Below are 17,176 nucleotides of genomic sequence, written 5' to 3'. Positions count from 1 at the left end.
GTCTCATTAAAAGATAATTACTGAGGCTTTGAAATCAAAATGACTACGGAAATCGATCAAATTCCGAACCTATATGCTTTATTGATAGGTATTGATTGTTATATGCCCAATCAGTTGCCTGATGGGAGTTACTATAAAAATCTGGGTGGATGTGTCCGCGATATTAATCATGTAGAAGCGTTTCTCAAGGATTATCAGAAAATTCCAGAGAACCAAATATTGAAACTGACAGCTTCTCCAAGTGCAGAAGATGAGAAGAAACCGTTGGAATCCGCTGACAAACTGCCTACCCGTAGCAATATGATCACTGCGTTTAGGAAACTGGGGGAAATAGCTCCAGTAAAATCCCAGATCTATATTCATTACTCTGGACATGGCGGAAGAGCGAAGACAGTATTCACAGAAATAAAGGGAGAAGAGGGTATTGATGAAGGGCTTGTTCCAACCGATATCGGAAACACAGAAGGACAGTACCTACGCGATCTTGACTTAGCGCAATTACTGAAGGAGTTGGTCGCTAAGGATCTGACAGTAACAGCCATACTAGATTGCTGCCATTCCGGTGGTGCAACACGGGGGGATGTTGAAATTCGCGGTATGAATGTTATCGATGACAAGCCGTTACTCCCCGGCCAGGAAAATATCGTACCATTAGAATCCCTGCAAACCTTTATTGGCGTAGGCACTCGCGGATTGAAGGAAGGTGGTTTGCCATCCTCTGAGGATTGTGTAGTTGTGGCAGCCTGTCGCCAGAACGAATATGCCTATGAGTATGCCTTCAATCGGGAAACTAGAGAGAGAAACGGAGCACTAACTTACTGGTTACTCGATACTTTAAAGCAAAAAAATGCTGGACAGTCATATCAGGATTTATTTGATCGCATCAATGCCAAAATTCACACCCAGTTTTCACAGCAGACTCCCATGCTGATGGGGCCAGGAAATCGAAAAATATTTGGCAGTGAACTTACGGAGGAAATCAATGCAGTCAGTGTCTTAAACATTGAGACAAACGCAGAAACCCAGGAAGTACAGGCTTTGCTGGCAGTTGGACAAGTTAATGGAATTAGTAAAGGGGCAGAGTTTGCCATTTATTCTCGCGATACTGATTTAAAGCAAAAAGAGAATCGGATAGCGATCGCTAGAATTATTCAGAGGGGAGCAACTGAGTCGCTCTGTAAGCTCGAACCTATTGAAGGCAAGGAATTTAAAGTTGAACAGGGAGATCGGGCAGTTCTAGTCTCTCCTTCCGTAAATCTTGTACGAAAAGTTGTACTATTTGAGAAGAAAGAGGCTACATCAGAAGAGGTTGCTAAACCTCCATTGCCTGACGATAAACTTTCACCTGAAATCTTTAAACAGCAAAAGGCAGCTCTAGAAGCGATCAAAAATGCTCTCCCAGGGAACGGCTGGGTAGAGTTAGCAGAAGATGTTGTGGATATTGATGATGACGAAGGTGTTGCCTATCAGGTTGCACTCAATGATAAAGGAGAGTATGAGATCTGCGATCGCACTGGACATGCATATAGCAACATTGTTCCTGTTATGTTGAGCGAGTCTGATGCGGCGGCAAAAGTTGTCAAACGTCTAGTGCACCTAGCAAAATTTCACACTGCCGCAGAGATCGACAATACAGATTCAGACTCCCCTCTAGCGGGCAAGCTATCGGTGGAGTGGCTGGGAACATCGGATATCTACGAGCAAGGTGACAAGATTCCACCAAAATCTCAGATGAAGCCATTTACCGATCCTAGCCAACCAACCGTGAAACTAGGTGAGTATATCTTCTTGTCTATTCAAAATAATTCATTGCAAGCTCTCAATGTTGCGGCTCTTGATCTTGCCTCTGATTGGTCGATCGAGAAAATTTTCCCAGGAAAGAGTGCAGATTTTGTCACAATTGAAGCTGGCAAGAAAGATGTGGTGGCGCTACCAACCACTTCTGCGGGAATGGATACTGTCAAGGTCTTTGCTAGTGTTGGGGCTGCAAATTTTCGGTGGTTAGAACTACCAGCTCTAGATAGAGAACAGACAACAAGATCATTAAGATCTCCGCAAAATGCCCTAGAAGCACTGCTGTCTGCGATCGATGGGGAAAAACCAAAAACTCGCAAGCTGTCTATCGCTGCATCTCCTAGTCGCGAGTGGACAACTAAACAGATCGATTTGACGGTTGTCAAATAATCGAGAAGTTCCTCAACGCTGAGATTCATTCCAGTAAGGATTGTACAGTGGTGATTTTTACCTCTATCCTTACTGGATATATTTAGGAAGACTATAGTAATGCCTCCAGAAGAAAACACCAATTCATCTGAAGACCCTCAAAACCGTGGGCTAGGGACCGCGCTTCCAAGCTCCTATGCTACATATGTTGATCGCTGGGCAATTGTGGTAGGCATTTCAAAGTATAAACATGAAAGTCTGAACCTGAAGTATGCTGATCGCGATGCAGAGGCTCTTTATGAACTACTGCTGACACCATCAGGTGGCGGATTTGAGCAGGAACATGTTAAAAAGTTGGTGAATGAAGAGGCGACAACGGCTAATATTACACGGGCACTTCGCAGTTTTCTCAAGAAACCTGCGAAGGAGGACATTGTACTAATTTACTTTGCCTGTCATGGTGCGCCGGATATTGATCGGCCTGGAATTGTCTATCTGTTAACCCATGATGTTGACCCCAAGGATATTTCTGGGACTGCGCTGCCAATGCGTGAGATTGACCTCTCATTGAGAGAGAATTTGCTGGCGGAGCGGGTAATTATTTTGGCAGATACTTGTCATAGTGCAGCTATTGGTGGAGGAATCGGGCGGAGAGATGCGAGCGATAATTCTGCTGTTGTGAATAGCTATTTACGGGAAGTTGGCAAATCTAGAGGAGGCATTGCGCTGCTAACATCAGCTGAGGCAAATGAGGTTTCGTTTGAAGATGCTAAGTGGGGAGAGGGGCATGGTGTATTTACTCATTATTTACTAGAAGGAATGAAAGGAGCCGCCGATCGCAGTCCTAAGAATGGGGTTGTGACAGTCGGGGAATTGTTTGAATATATTCGAGAGAATGTGCAGCAGGCTACGGGGAATAAACAGCATCCTTGTGTTGGGACGAATAGTTATGATCGCAATTTACCTGTCGCAATTACGGCAGGGATCTCTGCCCAAGAGCATTATGAGTTGGGCTGTCATCTCTATCAAATAGGACTAAAGTTAGATGATAAATATTGTTTTGATTCGGCGAGTCGGCACCTTCAAGAAGCTATCCGTCAAGCGGCAGTAGTCGGAAGTAAACTACCTGAAGCTCATTTGCAACTGGGTTTGGCACTTACTGCCTCTGGAAATTTGCCTAGGGCAGCGATCGCAGCTTTTGAAAAGGCCATCAAGGCAGGCTTACCAGATGCGAACTATTATCTGGGTATTGCTTGTCTCAATCAAGGTAAAACTGAAGAAGCTAAACAGTACTTAGAATCCTTTTTGAGTGAAGCACCTCATAGTGATCGAGCTAGCCTGGTACAGGAATTAATCTTGTGGCTAGATGCAGCTAATCCCTCTCATCCAGAGTTGGTGAATCGCTATGCTTTACTGATTGGAATTAATTATTCTGGCTCTGAGGGCATTCCACATTTGAAAGGATGTGTAAATGATATAGAGATATTGAGTGAAGTATTGTCTCAAAAATATAACTTCATAATCAAGCAACTTCCAGACATGGAGGCCACATATGAAAACATTATTAATGCCTTTCGATATTTACAAGAGCAAACTACCCTCAATGATATTGTTGTCATCTATTATGGAGGACATCAAGATAATGGAAACTGGATTGCAGCAGATACAAAGCTTGATAGTGAAGGTAATCGCTTAAATATACTTAGCATCAATGAAATCTACCACTTTATCGATTCTATTCCTTCCATTCATAAGCATCTGATAATGGATACAGTAGTAAGCAAGGAGTTTGAGAGTTTTATCCACCATGTTAATCAGACTCGACTTTGTAGCCTCCTTTTTAGTGTATCGCCAGGACAGTTTGCATTCGAGAAAACGATTAAGAATACACAAAAACGACATGGTTATTTTACCTATGCTTTAGTTCAAGAGCTTTGGCAATCTTCAGAAGAAATTTTACAACAAAATTTATTTGAGAAAGTAAGAGATAAGGTGAAATCAGAGTTTCCAAATCAAACGCCATTTTTCTGTGGCGATCTGGACAAACCTCTTTTCTTTCCAAGTTTTAGAAGTCTATCTTATACTTTTAATTTCATTCAGCGTCGCTCTTATACTGCATTTAACGATAGCTCTTTACAATCTTTACACCACAATTTCAATAAACAGTTTGCCAGTAAATTTCCAGATTTTTACTATAGTTTAGGCTTAGCATATCTTGAAAAAGAAAATAACCTTGAAGCTATAATCTCACTTAAAACGGCTGTTGAACAAACTAAACAAAAAAGAGAAGAACAGCTTTTATATCTTGCAATAGCTCAATTTAATAATCGACTCTATAGTGATGCTCTTCAGACTTTTCAAGAACTTTCAGACATGTCGACGTTTAGCAGCAATAGCGATTTACTCGGCAATATAATTTCACATACTTATAATCTAATCAAAGCTAAACGTTGTGCGTTACTTATTGGCATTAATAACTATCTTAATCCTAACATAGTTCAAGGTGTTGAGAGTGCGGCTAGCGATACTCTCGCTTTAAAAAATATTTTAGTCAACAGATATGGCTTTCAACTCAAAGATGTCAAAATCTTGAATAATCAAGATGCAACCTATCAAAATATACTCAATGAATTCACTAAACTTATTGATACTTCTCGAACAAGTTCTACCCTTTTCTATTTTGCGGGTTGTGGCTCTGTTGACAAGCAAGATCACCCGACCATTTTAGCATTCGACAGCCGAAATCAAGATGTTCGAGATATATTATTAAATGATTTAGCCCAGCGTGCTTCTCAAAATAATATCAACTTAGTCTCCGTTATAGATTCATGTTGGACTATGGATCAAAATCACTTTGTTAAATATCAGGAAGGTGATTTCTCTGCTTCTACTCGTAAAATTACTGTTGCTTTTGATGATAACGCTATTGAGCGAGATGATTCATTGATTCCTAAAATTGGTGATATTTCAATTTATTCTCCTTCTATCAAATATCGTAAATGTAAAACATTGCTAGAAAATCTCACAACTTTGTTATTTCAATTTTTGGAAGCTGAAAATTCAACAACTGCTACTTATAAAAAACTACATCAATTTTATAAAGAAGAGTTTAAAGGGTGGGATTCTCGTTTTTTTTATGGAATTTATTTTGCTGAAAATACACCCATCTCTGATCTGCTAATTTTTCTGCCTAATGCTCTTTATTCAAAAATCAGGGATTCCTGGATCAAAATTCAAGAAGAACCCATTCAGCAAGCCGCGCTGATCTTGAAACGGCTAATTGAACAGCGTAATGGGACTGCTCCTGAAGAATTATTTAACCTAGGAATTTCTCACTATGTTCTCAAAAATTACGGCAGAAGTATTTCAGCATTACAAGCCGCGATTGAGCAAGTGGTAGGCAATAATGAATCAATTACATCATATCCAGAAGCATACTATTGGCTGGGTCGAGTTCTCTATGAGAGTAAACAAGATCCTGCTTGGGCAGTAAGTGAACTCCGATTAGCGACACAACAGAACCCAGATAATATTGCGGCTCATTATTACTTAGCAAAATCACTCCGTGCTTTAGTTGAACAAGAAATATTAATGGAGGCTGAACGAGCTTATCAAACTTATCTAAACGCAGGCTCTCCTCTTGGACATCAAGAAGAAATTGAAGAGTTTTTAAAATCACGTGGGGCATCAAAAACTGGCTAACTTTAGGAGAATTCACATGTCAACTAATACCTCATTGAAAGATATGTTTAACATGCTTCCTTGCATTTTGGGAAACGTCTTACAAAATAGAGTTGTTGAGTAATAAGCTCGAAAATCCTTAAAACCCTTTTCTGGTAAGTCTTTTGGCGATTTTTACTTAAAATCCTTGAAGTCCATTCTGCATAAGTGTTTTAGCGATTTTATTTTTATTTTCCCAATAGGTCTAATGATGGTAAAAACCTACTGGCGTTTTCAAGGCAGTAGATTTAGCGCAAAGTTAACTCCCCCTAAAAGGTGCATGTCATGACCAAGCTTCTGATATTAGCCTCCAACCCCAGACGAGATTTGAATCTGGATCGGGAAGTCTCAGATTTGAACAATGCTGTGCGGCGTTTTGGAGACTTTGAAGTCGAGCTTGGGTTAGGTGTTCGCTCTCAGGAGTTACAGGAACTCCTTGCTGAGCATAGTCCACAGTTTGTTCACTTTTGTGGTCATGGTGCTGGAGAAAAGGGTTTAGTGTTTCAGGATGAGGATGGACGAGAACAGTCTGTTAGCACAGAGATTCTGGCTCGCATCTTCAAAACGTTTGCAGAAGAGATTCACTGTACGGTACTGAATGCTTGCGACAGCGATCGCCAAGCAGAAGCGATCGTTGAACATATCGATTATGTGGTTGGCATGAGTCAACCCATCCTCGACAAAGCGGCTCATCTTTTTTCAGTCGGATTCTATAGAGGCTTAGGAGCTGGAAAGTCTATTGAGCAAGCTTATGAGATGGGGTGTATTGCCATTCAAATCTGGTGGAGCAAAACCCATTCCCTCTCCAATCAATCTATGCAGGATCGCAAGCTTTCATCCGCTGGTGAAGCGAGTCAACCCGCACAGCCTGAGATGGCAGAATATTTGAAGCCAGTCTTACTGAAAAAAAGCAATCGCTTTCCTGCGAGTGTAACTCAGCTCGGCTCAATTCCAAGGGTTCCCCCTACTTCAGCGGAGGCTGATCTTCCCCAGGAATTTGTTGAGTTTGTGCATCAAGCAATTGATCGCAAGGACTATAAAGATCAAGCAAGAGCTGCTTATGACAATTTTGGCCACTTTTCATCCCAAACTGCGGTCTCTCTAAGCAAGTCAGAGTATAAGGAACGCCAGGAACTGTTAGGGAAAGTCAAACAGTTTTGGATTGAAGGATTTCTTCGGCCTTCCCTTCAGGGTTTTGGTGCTCTTCGCCTTGAGTTGAAAGCTCGCCCCGATGCGATCGCCGATCTATCGCAGGGCATTGAGGCGTTATCTGTAGAACTGGATGCATCCTATGAAAGACTACAAGAAACTCGGATCTATCAGGAAATAGGTCAAGGTCGGACGCTGTTGATTTTGGGAACTCCGGGAGCCGGAAAGACGATCGCTCTTCTGCAACTAACACAACGCTTAATTGAGCGCAGCGAGCAGAATCTGAGTTTACCGTTGCCCGTCGTGTTTAATCTGTCTTCTTGGGCGAAGGATCAAAAATCGATCTTCAATTGGTTGATGGATGAACTGCGTGAAAAATATCAGGTTCCCAAGTCATCGAGTGAGCCTTGGATCAAGCAGCAGCGGCTTATCTTGTTGCTGGATGGGCTGGATGAAGTCAAAGAAGAGAATCGTAATGATTGTGTTCGTGCCTTGAACGACTTTATTGGGCTATTTCCCCAGACTGAGGTGGCGGTTTGTAGCCGGGTGCGGGATTATGAAGCCCTGACAGAACGCTTACAGATCAGCAGTGCTCTTTGCCTGCAGCCCCTCTCTAAGGAGCAAGTGTATCAGTTTTTAGACAGCGTGGGTGGTCCTCTGGCAGGCTTAAAAACACTTATAAAAAGAGATGCAGAACTAGAGAAGTTTGCTCAAACTCCGCTGATTTTGAACTTCATGAGTGTGGCCTACCAGGGATGGTCAGTCGAAAAGTTGCTGCCTGAGTTGCGCTCAACGACTGATCGGCAACAACATTTATTTGATACTTACATTGATCGCAGACTAGAACGAGGGGCTACTTCAGAATATCCTAAAGATAAGGTGCTACGTTGGCTGAGTTGGTTAGCCAGCCAGATGATGCGGGAAAAACAAACCATCTTTTTGATTGAGAAGATGCAGCAAACCTTGTTACAGAATAGAAACGAGGAAATGCTGATGTCTGTTCTGTCTTATGGGCTGATTTTGGTGCAGATTTTGGCGCTGGTTTCCCGGCTGGGTTCCGTAGTGCCCGGTGGTAGATCTGATTGTATATATCACCATACCCTGCGCCAATTACTTTACCAAAAAGGTCGCATACCCTGGAACTATGCTAAATTTCTTGACTTTGCTTCAGACCGTCTCCTAATGAAAAAAGTCGGCAGTGGCTATGTCTTCTTCCACCGGATGCTATTGGAGCATTTTGCTCAGAAAGCTGAAGTTGTTTAGGATCCCTAACTTTTAGCAGAATAATCGAGACAAAGCCACATGAAACGAATTTTGATCCTGGCATCGAACCCTAAAGGCACCTCAGTTCTCGACCTCGATCGCGAAATTCGAGATATTCGGGAAGGACTGAGACGATCGCAAAACCGCGACCAGTTTGACATTGAAGTACGTGGAGCCGTTCGCCCAAAAGACTTAAGACAATCGCTTCTAGACGTTAAGCCGCAAATCGTGCATTTTTGCGGGCATGGCAGCGGCGAAGGCGGTTTAGTTTTAGAAACCGATGACGGCAATGAACAGTTTGTCGAAAATAATGAATTGTCCAGACTCTTTGAAATCTTCTCAAAGGATGTAGAGTGCATTTTACTTAACGCTTGCTACTCTGAAGTACAAGCAAATGCCCTAATCCAGCACATAAACTATGTGATTGGCATGAGCCAAGAGATTCCAGATAACGCCGCGATCGCCTTCTCGATTGGATTCTATGATGGCATCGGAGCTGGAAAATCCATTGAAACTGCCTATAAACTTGGTTGTAACGCCATTGAGACCGACCTGCCTTCCACATCGCCTAATCGTCGCAAGCTGACGGTGATTGATTCCCCAGATGAGGAACGTCCACTCATTATTCCAGAATATTTGATTCCTGTTTTAAAGAAGAAAGAACAACTTAATGCGATCGCCTTGCCAGCAGAACCTTCTAAGTTGAGTCAAAAATCTCAGCTAGAACCTCTGATTGGACATTCAGATTGGATTCGTTCTCTTGCCTTTAGTCCCGACGGCAAGACAATTTTGAGCAGCAGTAATGATAAAACAGTCAGATTGTGGGATATCGAAACAGGACAACTACTGCATCTACTGACTGGACATCGAGATCGAGTCAAGTGCGTTGGCATCAGCCCGAATGGTCAAATGCTTTTGAGTTGCAGTGCAGATAGTGAAGTCAAAGCATGGGACAAAACACAGCTCAGCCACAAAAAGACAGGCGACAATCGCTACACCATCAAAGCTTCATCTAGTCCAATTACCCTTGTAAATGCTTTACCAGTCAGCCCAGTGGCTCAGCCTCCAATTTTTGTCGCAGGAGCAGGCAATGGCAGAATTACCATCTGGGATCGGGAAACTGGAGAATGGCAACGAACCATTCAAGCTCACAGTAGCTCTGTACTATCGATGGCATTTAATTCGGATGGGAAATGGCTTGCCAGTGGCAGTCAAAACAAAAGCATTAAGCTTTGGGATTTGAACAACGAGAGCAAACAACCTCAATATGTGATTGGCAATGCTCACATGAGCCAGATTTTATCGCTTGCCATCAGCACCCCCCATCAAACATTGGTTAGCGGAGGAGCCGATCGCACCATCAAACTGTGGGACTTGACGACTGGAAAGAAGCGATCGCCCAAGCACATCCTTGAAGGTCATGCCGGACGGATATGGTGTGTAGCAGTTAGCCCGGATGGCACCAAAGTTGCCAGTGCCAGTGCAGATTTCACTGTGAAACTATGGGATATCCAAACTGGGGAATTGCTTCAAACCTTTACGGGGCATTTAGGGGAGGTGCGAGCTGTGGTTTTTAGTCCGAAGGATAATCTGCTTGCTAGTGCAGGAGATGATTTAGAAATCAAACTTTGGCAAATTTAGAAAACTGCGATCGCCTTGTAAATGATCTTTCTTATGGAAAATTCTGAAACCATGACTGAACCTACCACCGAAAATTCTGATTCTGAATCTCGCAAACTCAATGCCGTTCTAACCGAGTCTGAGTCCGTGGTACGGGGGCGATCTCTAGTCGTCGTAATTGGCATCGACGATTACGTCCACTGTAATAAACTCAAAAACGCGGTTCAAGATGCAGTGGGACTTCAACAAACACTAATTGATAAGCTTGGTTTCTCAGCACCAATTCCACCCTTAATCAATGAAGCAGCCACCAAAGCAGCAATCTCCTCTCTCGTTGATGATCAACTTTACAAAGTTGTTGAAGAAAATGACAGCCTGATTGTATTTTTTGCTGGACATGGGACTACTCGTGTCAGAAAGGTGGGCACCAATGAAATTGAAACAGGATATTTAGTTCCTGTGGATGCAACTCAGTCCTGGAGCGAATATGTAGAAATCGATCCATTTCTTAGAAGCCTTAGTGCTCTTCCAGCAAGGCATGTCCTTGTTATTCTAGATTCCTGTGAGAGCGGCCTTGCTCTAGGTCAGTCAATGCAAAGCTTTCGAGATGCCAATCGTTATACAAAAGACCTCAGCAGCCGAATCAGTCGCAAAGTAGTCACATCTGCTCAACGCGATCAACTAGCGAATGATAATGGGCCAATTCCGGGGCACTCTTTGTTTACGGGGACGTTAATCGATGGTTTCAACTGGGGCAAAGCTGATTTAGATGGCAATGGTTTGATCAGTTCTTCGGAATTGGGATTGTTTATTCAACAGCAGGTAGCGCAAGCTTCAGAATCTAAACAGACTCCTGATTTTGGGTCATTCCATTTGGATGATCGCGGCGAAATGGTAATCTCACTCAGAAATCAAAGCTTTGACGCACTCAAGGCTCGTGCCTTTTCTTCTTTGCAAAAGGGAGAAATAACAATATTGAAAGAGCTTGTCAATCAACTTATTGCCATTAAGCCAATTGCCCCTGAAACTCTTTATATCGAATACAAATTAACCCTTATAGAAAACAATATATCTAGAGCAAGAGAAGTTATAGAAAAATTAAAAGAACTTAATTATACCGAGGGAACTATTCCTTTGTCACCGAATGACATTTGGAATCTTTACTATAATTTTCCGTGTTGGGAATCTGTTCTTGCAATAGAGGGAAATAATTTTCCTGTCAAGATTAGAGTTTTCAATGGAAAAGACAAAGATGAACTTTTTGAAGTCGATACTAAAATACTAGGTGAGCTAAGTGGGTACTCTATTCCAATAAATACGATTACCCAGTTTTCATTTGATACAGTCGTGGATTATCCGATTCATATTTATATGGCAGAAATTTCTCAACAAGGTAGGATTGAAAGTATTTTACTCTGGAACTATGATGAAGACACATTATATTTAGAAAATGGTTTACCCTGTGGAGAAACCATCAAAAGTCAACCATTTAAATTTCCAGGCAATGGTCTATCTCAATTCCGATTTTTTGTATCGCCCAAGAAAGTCAATTTTTTCATATATCCTCATACAGGGTATGGAAGAGGAGTTAATGTTTCATCTGTTAGTGAAGAAGATTTAAAAAATATAAATGTACATTATATAAATATGTTTATTGTCACATAATTTCTAATTTTTCATAATAATTGCATCCTGGCAATAGATTAGATACTTTACTAAAATTAATATAAATTATTAATGAATATCTTGAGTCGTCACCAATTTAATCTAGGAAAGATATTAGTGAATTCGATCATAAATGAATTATAACTTAGCCTATTTTCTTATTTCCTGATTTAATGCTATTTCATCTAGGATTGGTTGAACATGCAAACAGATATTATTCAGACCACGACAAGTATTATCCAAACAATAGCTGTTGTTATTTCATTAATATATGTCTCCATACAAATCAGGGATGGGTCTAAATCGGTTAAAAGTCAAACATATCAATCTATTATTAGTTCTTATGCTGAAATTGAAGCCCGTATTGGTCAAGATTCTGAAACAGCAAAAATATACTATTTAGGTTGTGAACATCCAGAAAAGTTATGTAGTGAAGAAGAAGAAATCAGATTTACTCAACTAATTTGTAGCATATTCAATTTCTTTGAAAACTTACATTATCAATATAAAACTGGCTTGTTAGATGAACATTTATGGGCTGGCTGGTGTGAATTAATGAGAAGCAAACTGAAAAAGCCAGGTGTAAATCAGTATTGGGAAGAAAACTGTTATTTTTACAGTAAAGACTTCCGTGAGTACGTAATGTCTGGGAGGTGTCCAAAAAATATATGAAGAAGAACTTGAATTCTAGAAACAAATTTTGAAGATAATAAAAATTTTAGTGTTCGGTCTAAGATTCGGAATTTGCAAGAGAATTTACAGTGAGCACTAGATTACATCGTTTTTCTGTTAATTCAAAAATCTGACTATTATGGTTAGTTTGTGCCCATGAAAACCTCAGAATTTAAACTAAACCTCGCCGTGGTCGTTGGTATTAACGATTATCAAAACAGTATTCCAAAATTAGGGACGGCAAGACAGGATGCTGAGTCAATCGCCGATATCTTAAAAACTGATTATCAGTACCAGGTTCACCTCTTCACAGATAAGACCGATACCCAAGCAACCTCCCAAAATTTAAGAGCATGCTTAGAAACCGAATTACCAGAATTACTTAAAGCGGCGAATCCCAGCCGCCTATTGTTTTATTTTGCAGGTCATGGCATCGCCCTCAATGGCGATGACGGCCCAAAGGGTTATCTAATTCCTCAAGATGCAATACTGGGAGATTCTGAGACGTACCTACCCATGCACCTGGTGGAAGAAGCCTTAAGCAAACTCTCATGTCGCCATTGCTTGGTGATTTTAGATTGCTGTTTCGCTGGAGCATTTCGTTGGTCGAGTACTCGAAAACTAACCTCTATTTCAGAAACCATCCACAAAGAACGCTACGATCGCTTTATTCAAGATCCAGCTTGGCAAGTCATCACTTCAGCAGCATCCGATCAATATGCCAACGATAATTTGGATATTAAGGGCGATCGCGGCATTGCTAAAAGCAACTCAGAGCATTCACCCTTTGCCGCAGCATTAATTGAAGCATTAAGTGGTGAAGCCGATGCCTATCCGCTTGCAAAAAATGGGAAAAAAGCTGGGGATGGGGTGATCACTGCGAGTGAGCTTCATATGTACCTGAGTACATCCGTTGGAACTCTTACAGATGCTATGAATAGGCTCCAAACACCCCAAATATGGTGTTTAAAGAAGCACGACAAGGGTGAATTCATTTTTCTTCCCCCCGGACACAAACTAAATCTGCCGGATGCCCCTTCCCTTGATGAATTAGAAGACAACAACCCTTATCAGGGGTTAAAGTCCTATGAAACTAAAGATAGTGCACTTTTCTTTGGCAGAACAGCTCTCATTCACAAGCTCTGTGATGCGATGAGCGATCGCCCTTTTACAGTTGTTCTCGGTACTTCTGGTTCGGGTAAATCAAGCTTAGTCAAGGCGGGCTTGATTCCTCATCTAGACGGCTCTGCCCAAACTGATCAATCCCAAAATCAAAGACTAAAGCCTCAAGAATATTTCCATCAATGTAAACATAAGGGATGGAAAATTTTAGCTCCGATCCGCCCTGGAGAATCTCCACTCAATAGCTTGAACAGTGTCTTGAAGGAATTGGGAGTGGTAGAAACAGATCAGAATGACTCGAAAATGCTTTCAAAGGCGATCGCATCTTGGATTCAGTCTCATTCTGAAATCAAGCTGTTATTGGTAATCGATCAATTTGAAGAATTGATTACCCTATGTCGCAATGATCAGGAAAGACATCAGTTTTTAGACTTACTGGCAAATCTCCTCAAAACTCATCATGGTGTATTTCGATTAGTTGTAACATTGCGGTCAGATTTTGAACCTCAGTTCAGAAGTACACCTCTAGAAACCCTTTGGAAGGATGCACGGTTTGTTGTTCCAGCGATGACTCGTGAAGAATTGAGGACAGTGATTGAAGAACCTGCTTCAGCAAGGGTGGTGTATTTTGAGTCTTTAGATAACCGAGGTAATCTGGTCGATCAGTTGATTGATGAAGTGGCGGGAATGCCTGGAGCCTTACCGCTTCTGTCTTTTGCATTGAGTGAGTTGTATCTGAAATTAGCCCGTCGTTATCTCACAGCTCAAATAAATACTGAGACCGTAGAGCGGGCGATAACCTGGAGTGATTATGATGCGCTTGGGGGAGTAACAAAGTCACTGACTCGTCGGGCGGATGAGGAATATGATGCATTTGTCAAAGTCGATCCAGCGTATGAGCAAACTATCCGTCATGTGATGTTGCGAATGGTGTCGGCAGGTGGTGCTCTGACGCGGAGGCAAGTTCCAGCTTCTGAACTAAACTTTCCTGAGTCAGAAAATACTAGAGTGCAAGAAGTAATTGCTCAATTTTCCTCTGCACGTTTGTTGGTTAGTGGAACTGATTATGCTGATAACCCTTACATTGAACCTGCCCACGACGAGCTTGTAAAAGGTTGGGAAAAACTGCTGACATGGAAAAAAGAAGAGGAGGGAAATTTACTTTTGCAGAGGCGAGTAACTCCCGTAGCGGTGGAATGGGAAAGAGTTAAAAAGAAGGAGAAAGAACAGCCAAAAGGAGTTTTAGATAAAATCGAGCTGATTTTTGATTGGTTTGATGGAAGACTTTTTATAATTGAGAATTTACTGAGCAAAATCTTTGATCGGTTTGATCGACTACTAAGAAGATCGAGAAAAGTGCAAAATCGATCAGGAGATAAATCTCAGCATTTTCTTTGGGATGGCAACCCTTACCTAGATCTACTCAACAAGGAACTTAAGTCCGAGGATAACGGATTTAACTCTATGGAAAGAGAATTTATACAGGAAAGTGCATTACAGAAACGGCGGAATATTAGTTGGCGGTGGCGCGGAGCGCTCACCATCATGCTAGTTACAAGCTACTTAGCCCTGAATCAAATCGTTCAAGATCTTTACTTAAAACCAAAGGAAATGGGGCGGTTAAAAGTTGTCTCCTTAGGTGGGAAAGACTTATCTGGCCAGACCACCTTAATACAACTTAAGAATACGGGAGAAAAGCAAGAGAATTACTTATGGAAAATTCCTTTCTTGTACCTAGACGCGCTCCCTAAAGGTCTCTATTATGTAGAAATTTTACATAAAGGTTACATCATCAAATATCCAGTAAAAATTGAAGGATACAATGACTATATTAAACCTGTATTAGTGAGAATCAATCTTAAAAAGGTATCCGCTGAAACAGTTAAAAATATGGCGTTTATTCCCAGAGGTAAGTTTCCTGTAGTCTATGCCAATACTGAAGCTCTTGATCGACAGAATCAATCAGTAATGATTGATGATTTTTATATTGATAAATATGAAGTTAGTAATCGAGAATATAGATCTTTCCTTAATGAGATAGAGAAAAGTTCCTTGAGTTATCAAATATTTTATAATGCTCAACCAAAATATAAGCTAGATAAAAATGGGCATCAACCTGGAAACTGGGGAGAATTGATTTATCAGAAATTCAGTGGTTCAGAAAATAATCCAGTGATCAATATTGATTGGTATGATGCTTTTGCTTACTGTGCATGGCAAGGTAAGAGGTTGCCGACAGTTCTCGAATGGGAAAAGGCTGCTTCTGGAAGAGATCGCTCAGGTAATGCTGTGATATTTTCATATCCATGGGGAAATAACACAGATTTTTTAAGAGCAAACACAATTGATAAATGGGAAAACTTTCCTGATCGACGTACAACAGAAGAAGTTAATAAGTATCCAGAGGGAGTTAGTTATTATGGTGTTTTTAATATGATTGGAAATGCCTATGAATGGACAGATATTTGGTATATAGAGTCATTTTTGAATAAGGATAGACCTGCTACACTATCTAATTATCGTAAGCAAGCTCTTAAAGGTGGTTCTTTTGGGCAGCCACAACTTGCTACTCATATATACGAAAACGCTGAAAGCTCTTTAATTGATACGAGCCAGAGAGATTTGCAGTATGGATTTAGATGCGCAATTTCTAAATCAGATGACCAACCATGATGATTAACTATTGAAACTAAGGATTTATAACAATGAAGATTCGCTATACTAAATTTTTTGTTATTGCTTTACTTTTTATTTTTCTCATCACATTTCCTGTTTTATCTCAATCAACGTCTTATAGAGCCACTGTTAATCGATTTGGTGGCAGTCAAATTGGGAAAACTATTCAAGCGGGTACACCTAACGACCTTGCTAATCGTATTTATACTGCAATCCGACCATCCAATAGCCCCCTACCCAAAATTAACATCTCAATGGGTACAGTTAATTTAAGTGCGTTCAGAAATACTGTTCAATCCAAAGGCATATCTGCAGACTACTATGAATTTATTGGGGGAGCAACAGTATCTAAGTCCCCTTGGCAGCAAATTAATATATCATCAATAAGACCTTCAAGCACAATTTATGGAGTCTTGTTTAGTAAAAATGGGTACCGCTCTGTGACAGTAACACAAATACCTTTTAGAGTGAGAATAATAAAAAATGGTGACCCTATTTTGCAGTTTAATAGCCTTGTAACAACTTTAGTAGATGGATCAATTATTGACTATACATTAGACACTAACAATTCAGGTATTCAGTCCGAATGGCTGAACCAACATATTGAGTCTAGGGATTCTAGATTACGATTACGAGTGCTTTCAGATCTTGACAGACAAATGATTAATAATTGCAGATCTATGCCCATGGTTCAGCAGGATTGTCCTTCCCCACCTAAATATTCAATACGATTATTTCGAGGCTAATTTTTTAGCTTATGTCAGTGTTTCGATTCTTTCATGCTACAGCGACTATAGCCTCTGCAGCAGGATCATTTAGAGCAAAATAAAATGGAAGTAAGTTTAAGGTTTGATCTCAATATGGGTGTTGTCATTGGCATTGATCGCTATGAAAACCCCAGCGTTTTCAGTTTCACTATTGCTGTCAGTGATGCAAGTGCGATCGCCGATTTGCTTGAGCGGAAAAATAACTACAAATAGTTGGATAAAAAAACAGAAGTTATTCGTCTGTTCAACAAAGAGGCAACTTTGGAGGCACTCCGAAACTTATTTCACACCGGACACCTATGAAGCTGAATCCAGAAGAGGGAGATCGCTGCTATTGCTAGCTCGTTTCAAAATCCTAC

Annotated in this window: 9 protein-coding genes; all 9 read left to right on the top strand. The window is 40.9% G+C overall.

Going from position 1 to position 17,176, the window contains the following annotated elements:
- Nucleotides 1–39: 39 nt before the first annotated feature.
- The 9 genes from R6H26_RS09205 (at nt 40) to R6H26_RS09165 (ending at nt 17,030) form a co-directional block, all read left to right on the top strand.
- Entirely contained in the window at nt 40–2,184 is a 2,145-nt protein-coding gene (locus tag R6H26_RS09205; protein WP_404790161.1) for a caspase family protein, read from the top strand.
- A 99-nt stretch (nt 2,185–2,283) separates the two neighbouring features.
- Complete coding sequence (locus R6H26_RS09200) at nt 2,284–5,865, top strand: caspase family protein (protein ID WP_404790160.1); 3,582 nt, start codon at nt 2,284–2,286, stop codon at nt 5,863–5,865.
- A gap of 303 nt (nt 5,866–6,168) precedes the next feature.
- A complete protein-coding gene (locus R6H26_RS09195) occupies nt 6,169–8,295 on the top strand; it encodes an NACHT domain-containing protein (protein ID WP_404790159.1) in 2,127 nt (708 codons plus the stop codon).
- A gap of 39 nt (nt 8,296–8,334) precedes the next feature.
- Nucleotides 8,335–9,936: a CHAT domain-containing protein gene (locus R6H26_RS09190; RefSeq protein WP_404790158.1), complete on the top strand. Its 1,602-nt coding sequence runs from the start codon at nt 8,335–8,337 to the stop codon at nt 9,934–9,936.
- 33 nt (nt 9,937–9,969) lie between these two features.
- Nucleotides 9,970–11,580: a caspase domain-containing protein gene (locus tag R6H26_RS09185; protein ID WP_404790157.1), complete on the top strand. Its 1,611-nt coding sequence runs from the start codon at nt 9,970–9,972 to the stop codon at nt 11,578–11,580.
- Between the two features lie 201 nt (nt 11,581–11,781).
- Nucleotides 11,782–12,252, top strand: coding sequence for a hypothetical protein (locus R6H26_RS09180; protein ID WP_404790156.1), 471 nt, complete (start codon nt 11,782–11,784; stop codon nt 12,250–12,252).
- A 156-nt stretch (nt 12,253–12,408) separates the two neighbouring features.
- Entirely contained in the window at nt 12,409–16,047 is a 3,639-nt protein-coding gene (locus tag R6H26_RS09175; RefSeq protein ID WP_404790155.1) for an SUMF1/EgtB/PvdO family nonheme iron enzyme, read from the top strand.
- A gap of 32 nt (nt 16,048–16,079) precedes the next feature.
- Entirely contained in the window at nt 16,080–16,796 is a 717-nt protein-coding gene (locus R6H26_RS09170; RefSeq protein WP_404790154.1) for a hypothetical protein, read from the top strand.
- Nucleotides 16,797–16,880: 84 nt separating this feature from the next.
- Entirely contained in the window at nt 16,881–17,030 is a 150-nt protein-coding gene (locus R6H26_RS09165; protein ID WP_404790153.1) for a hypothetical protein, read from the top strand.
- Nucleotides 17,031–17,176: the final 146 nt, after the last annotated feature.

It is taken from the genome of Altericista sp. CCNU0014 (assembly GCF_044923475.1).
GTDB lineage: Bacteria > Cyanobacteriota > Cyanobacteriia > Thermosynechococcales > Thermosynechococcaceae > JAAURS01.
The sequence above is the reverse complement of the archived record's forward strand: the minus strand, read 5'-3'. Positions and strand labels throughout refer to the sequence as shown.

Bases quoted from the DNA above. Each gene is read 5' to 3' on its own strand.
- R6H26_RS09205 (WP_404790161.1), top strand. From the start codon at position 40: ATGACTACGGAAATCGATCAAATTCCGAACCTATATGCTTTATTGATA.
- R6H26_RS09200 (WP_404790160.1), top strand. From the start codon at position 2,284: ATGCCTCCAGAAGAAAACACCAATTCATCTGAAGACCCTCAAAACCGT.
- R6H26_RS09195 (WP_404790159.1), top strand. From the start codon at position 6,169: ATGACCAAGCTTCTGATATTAGCCTCCAACCCCAGACGAGATTTGAAT.
- R6H26_RS09190 (WP_404790158.1), top strand. From the start codon at position 8,335: ATGAAACGAATTTTGATCCTGGCATCGAACCCTAAAGGCACCTCAGTT.
- R6H26_RS09185 (WP_404790157.1), top strand. From the start codon at position 9,970: ATGGAAAATTCTGAAACCATGACTGAACCTACCACCGAAAATTCTGAT.
- R6H26_RS09180 (WP_404790156.1), top strand. From the start codon at position 11,782: ATGCAAACAGATATTATTCAGACCACGACAAGTATTATCCAAACAATA.
- R6H26_RS09175 (WP_404790155.1), top strand. From the start codon at position 12,409: ATGAAAACCTCAGAATTTAAACTAAACCTCGCCGTGGTCGTTGGTATT.
- R6H26_RS09170 (WP_404790154.1), top strand. From the start codon at position 16,080: ATGAAGATTCGCTATACTAAATTTTTTGTTATTGCTTTACTTTTTATT.
- R6H26_RS09165 (WP_404790153.1), top strand. From the start codon at position 16,881: ATGGAAGTAAGTTTAAGGTTTGATCTCAATATGGGTGTTGTCATTGGC.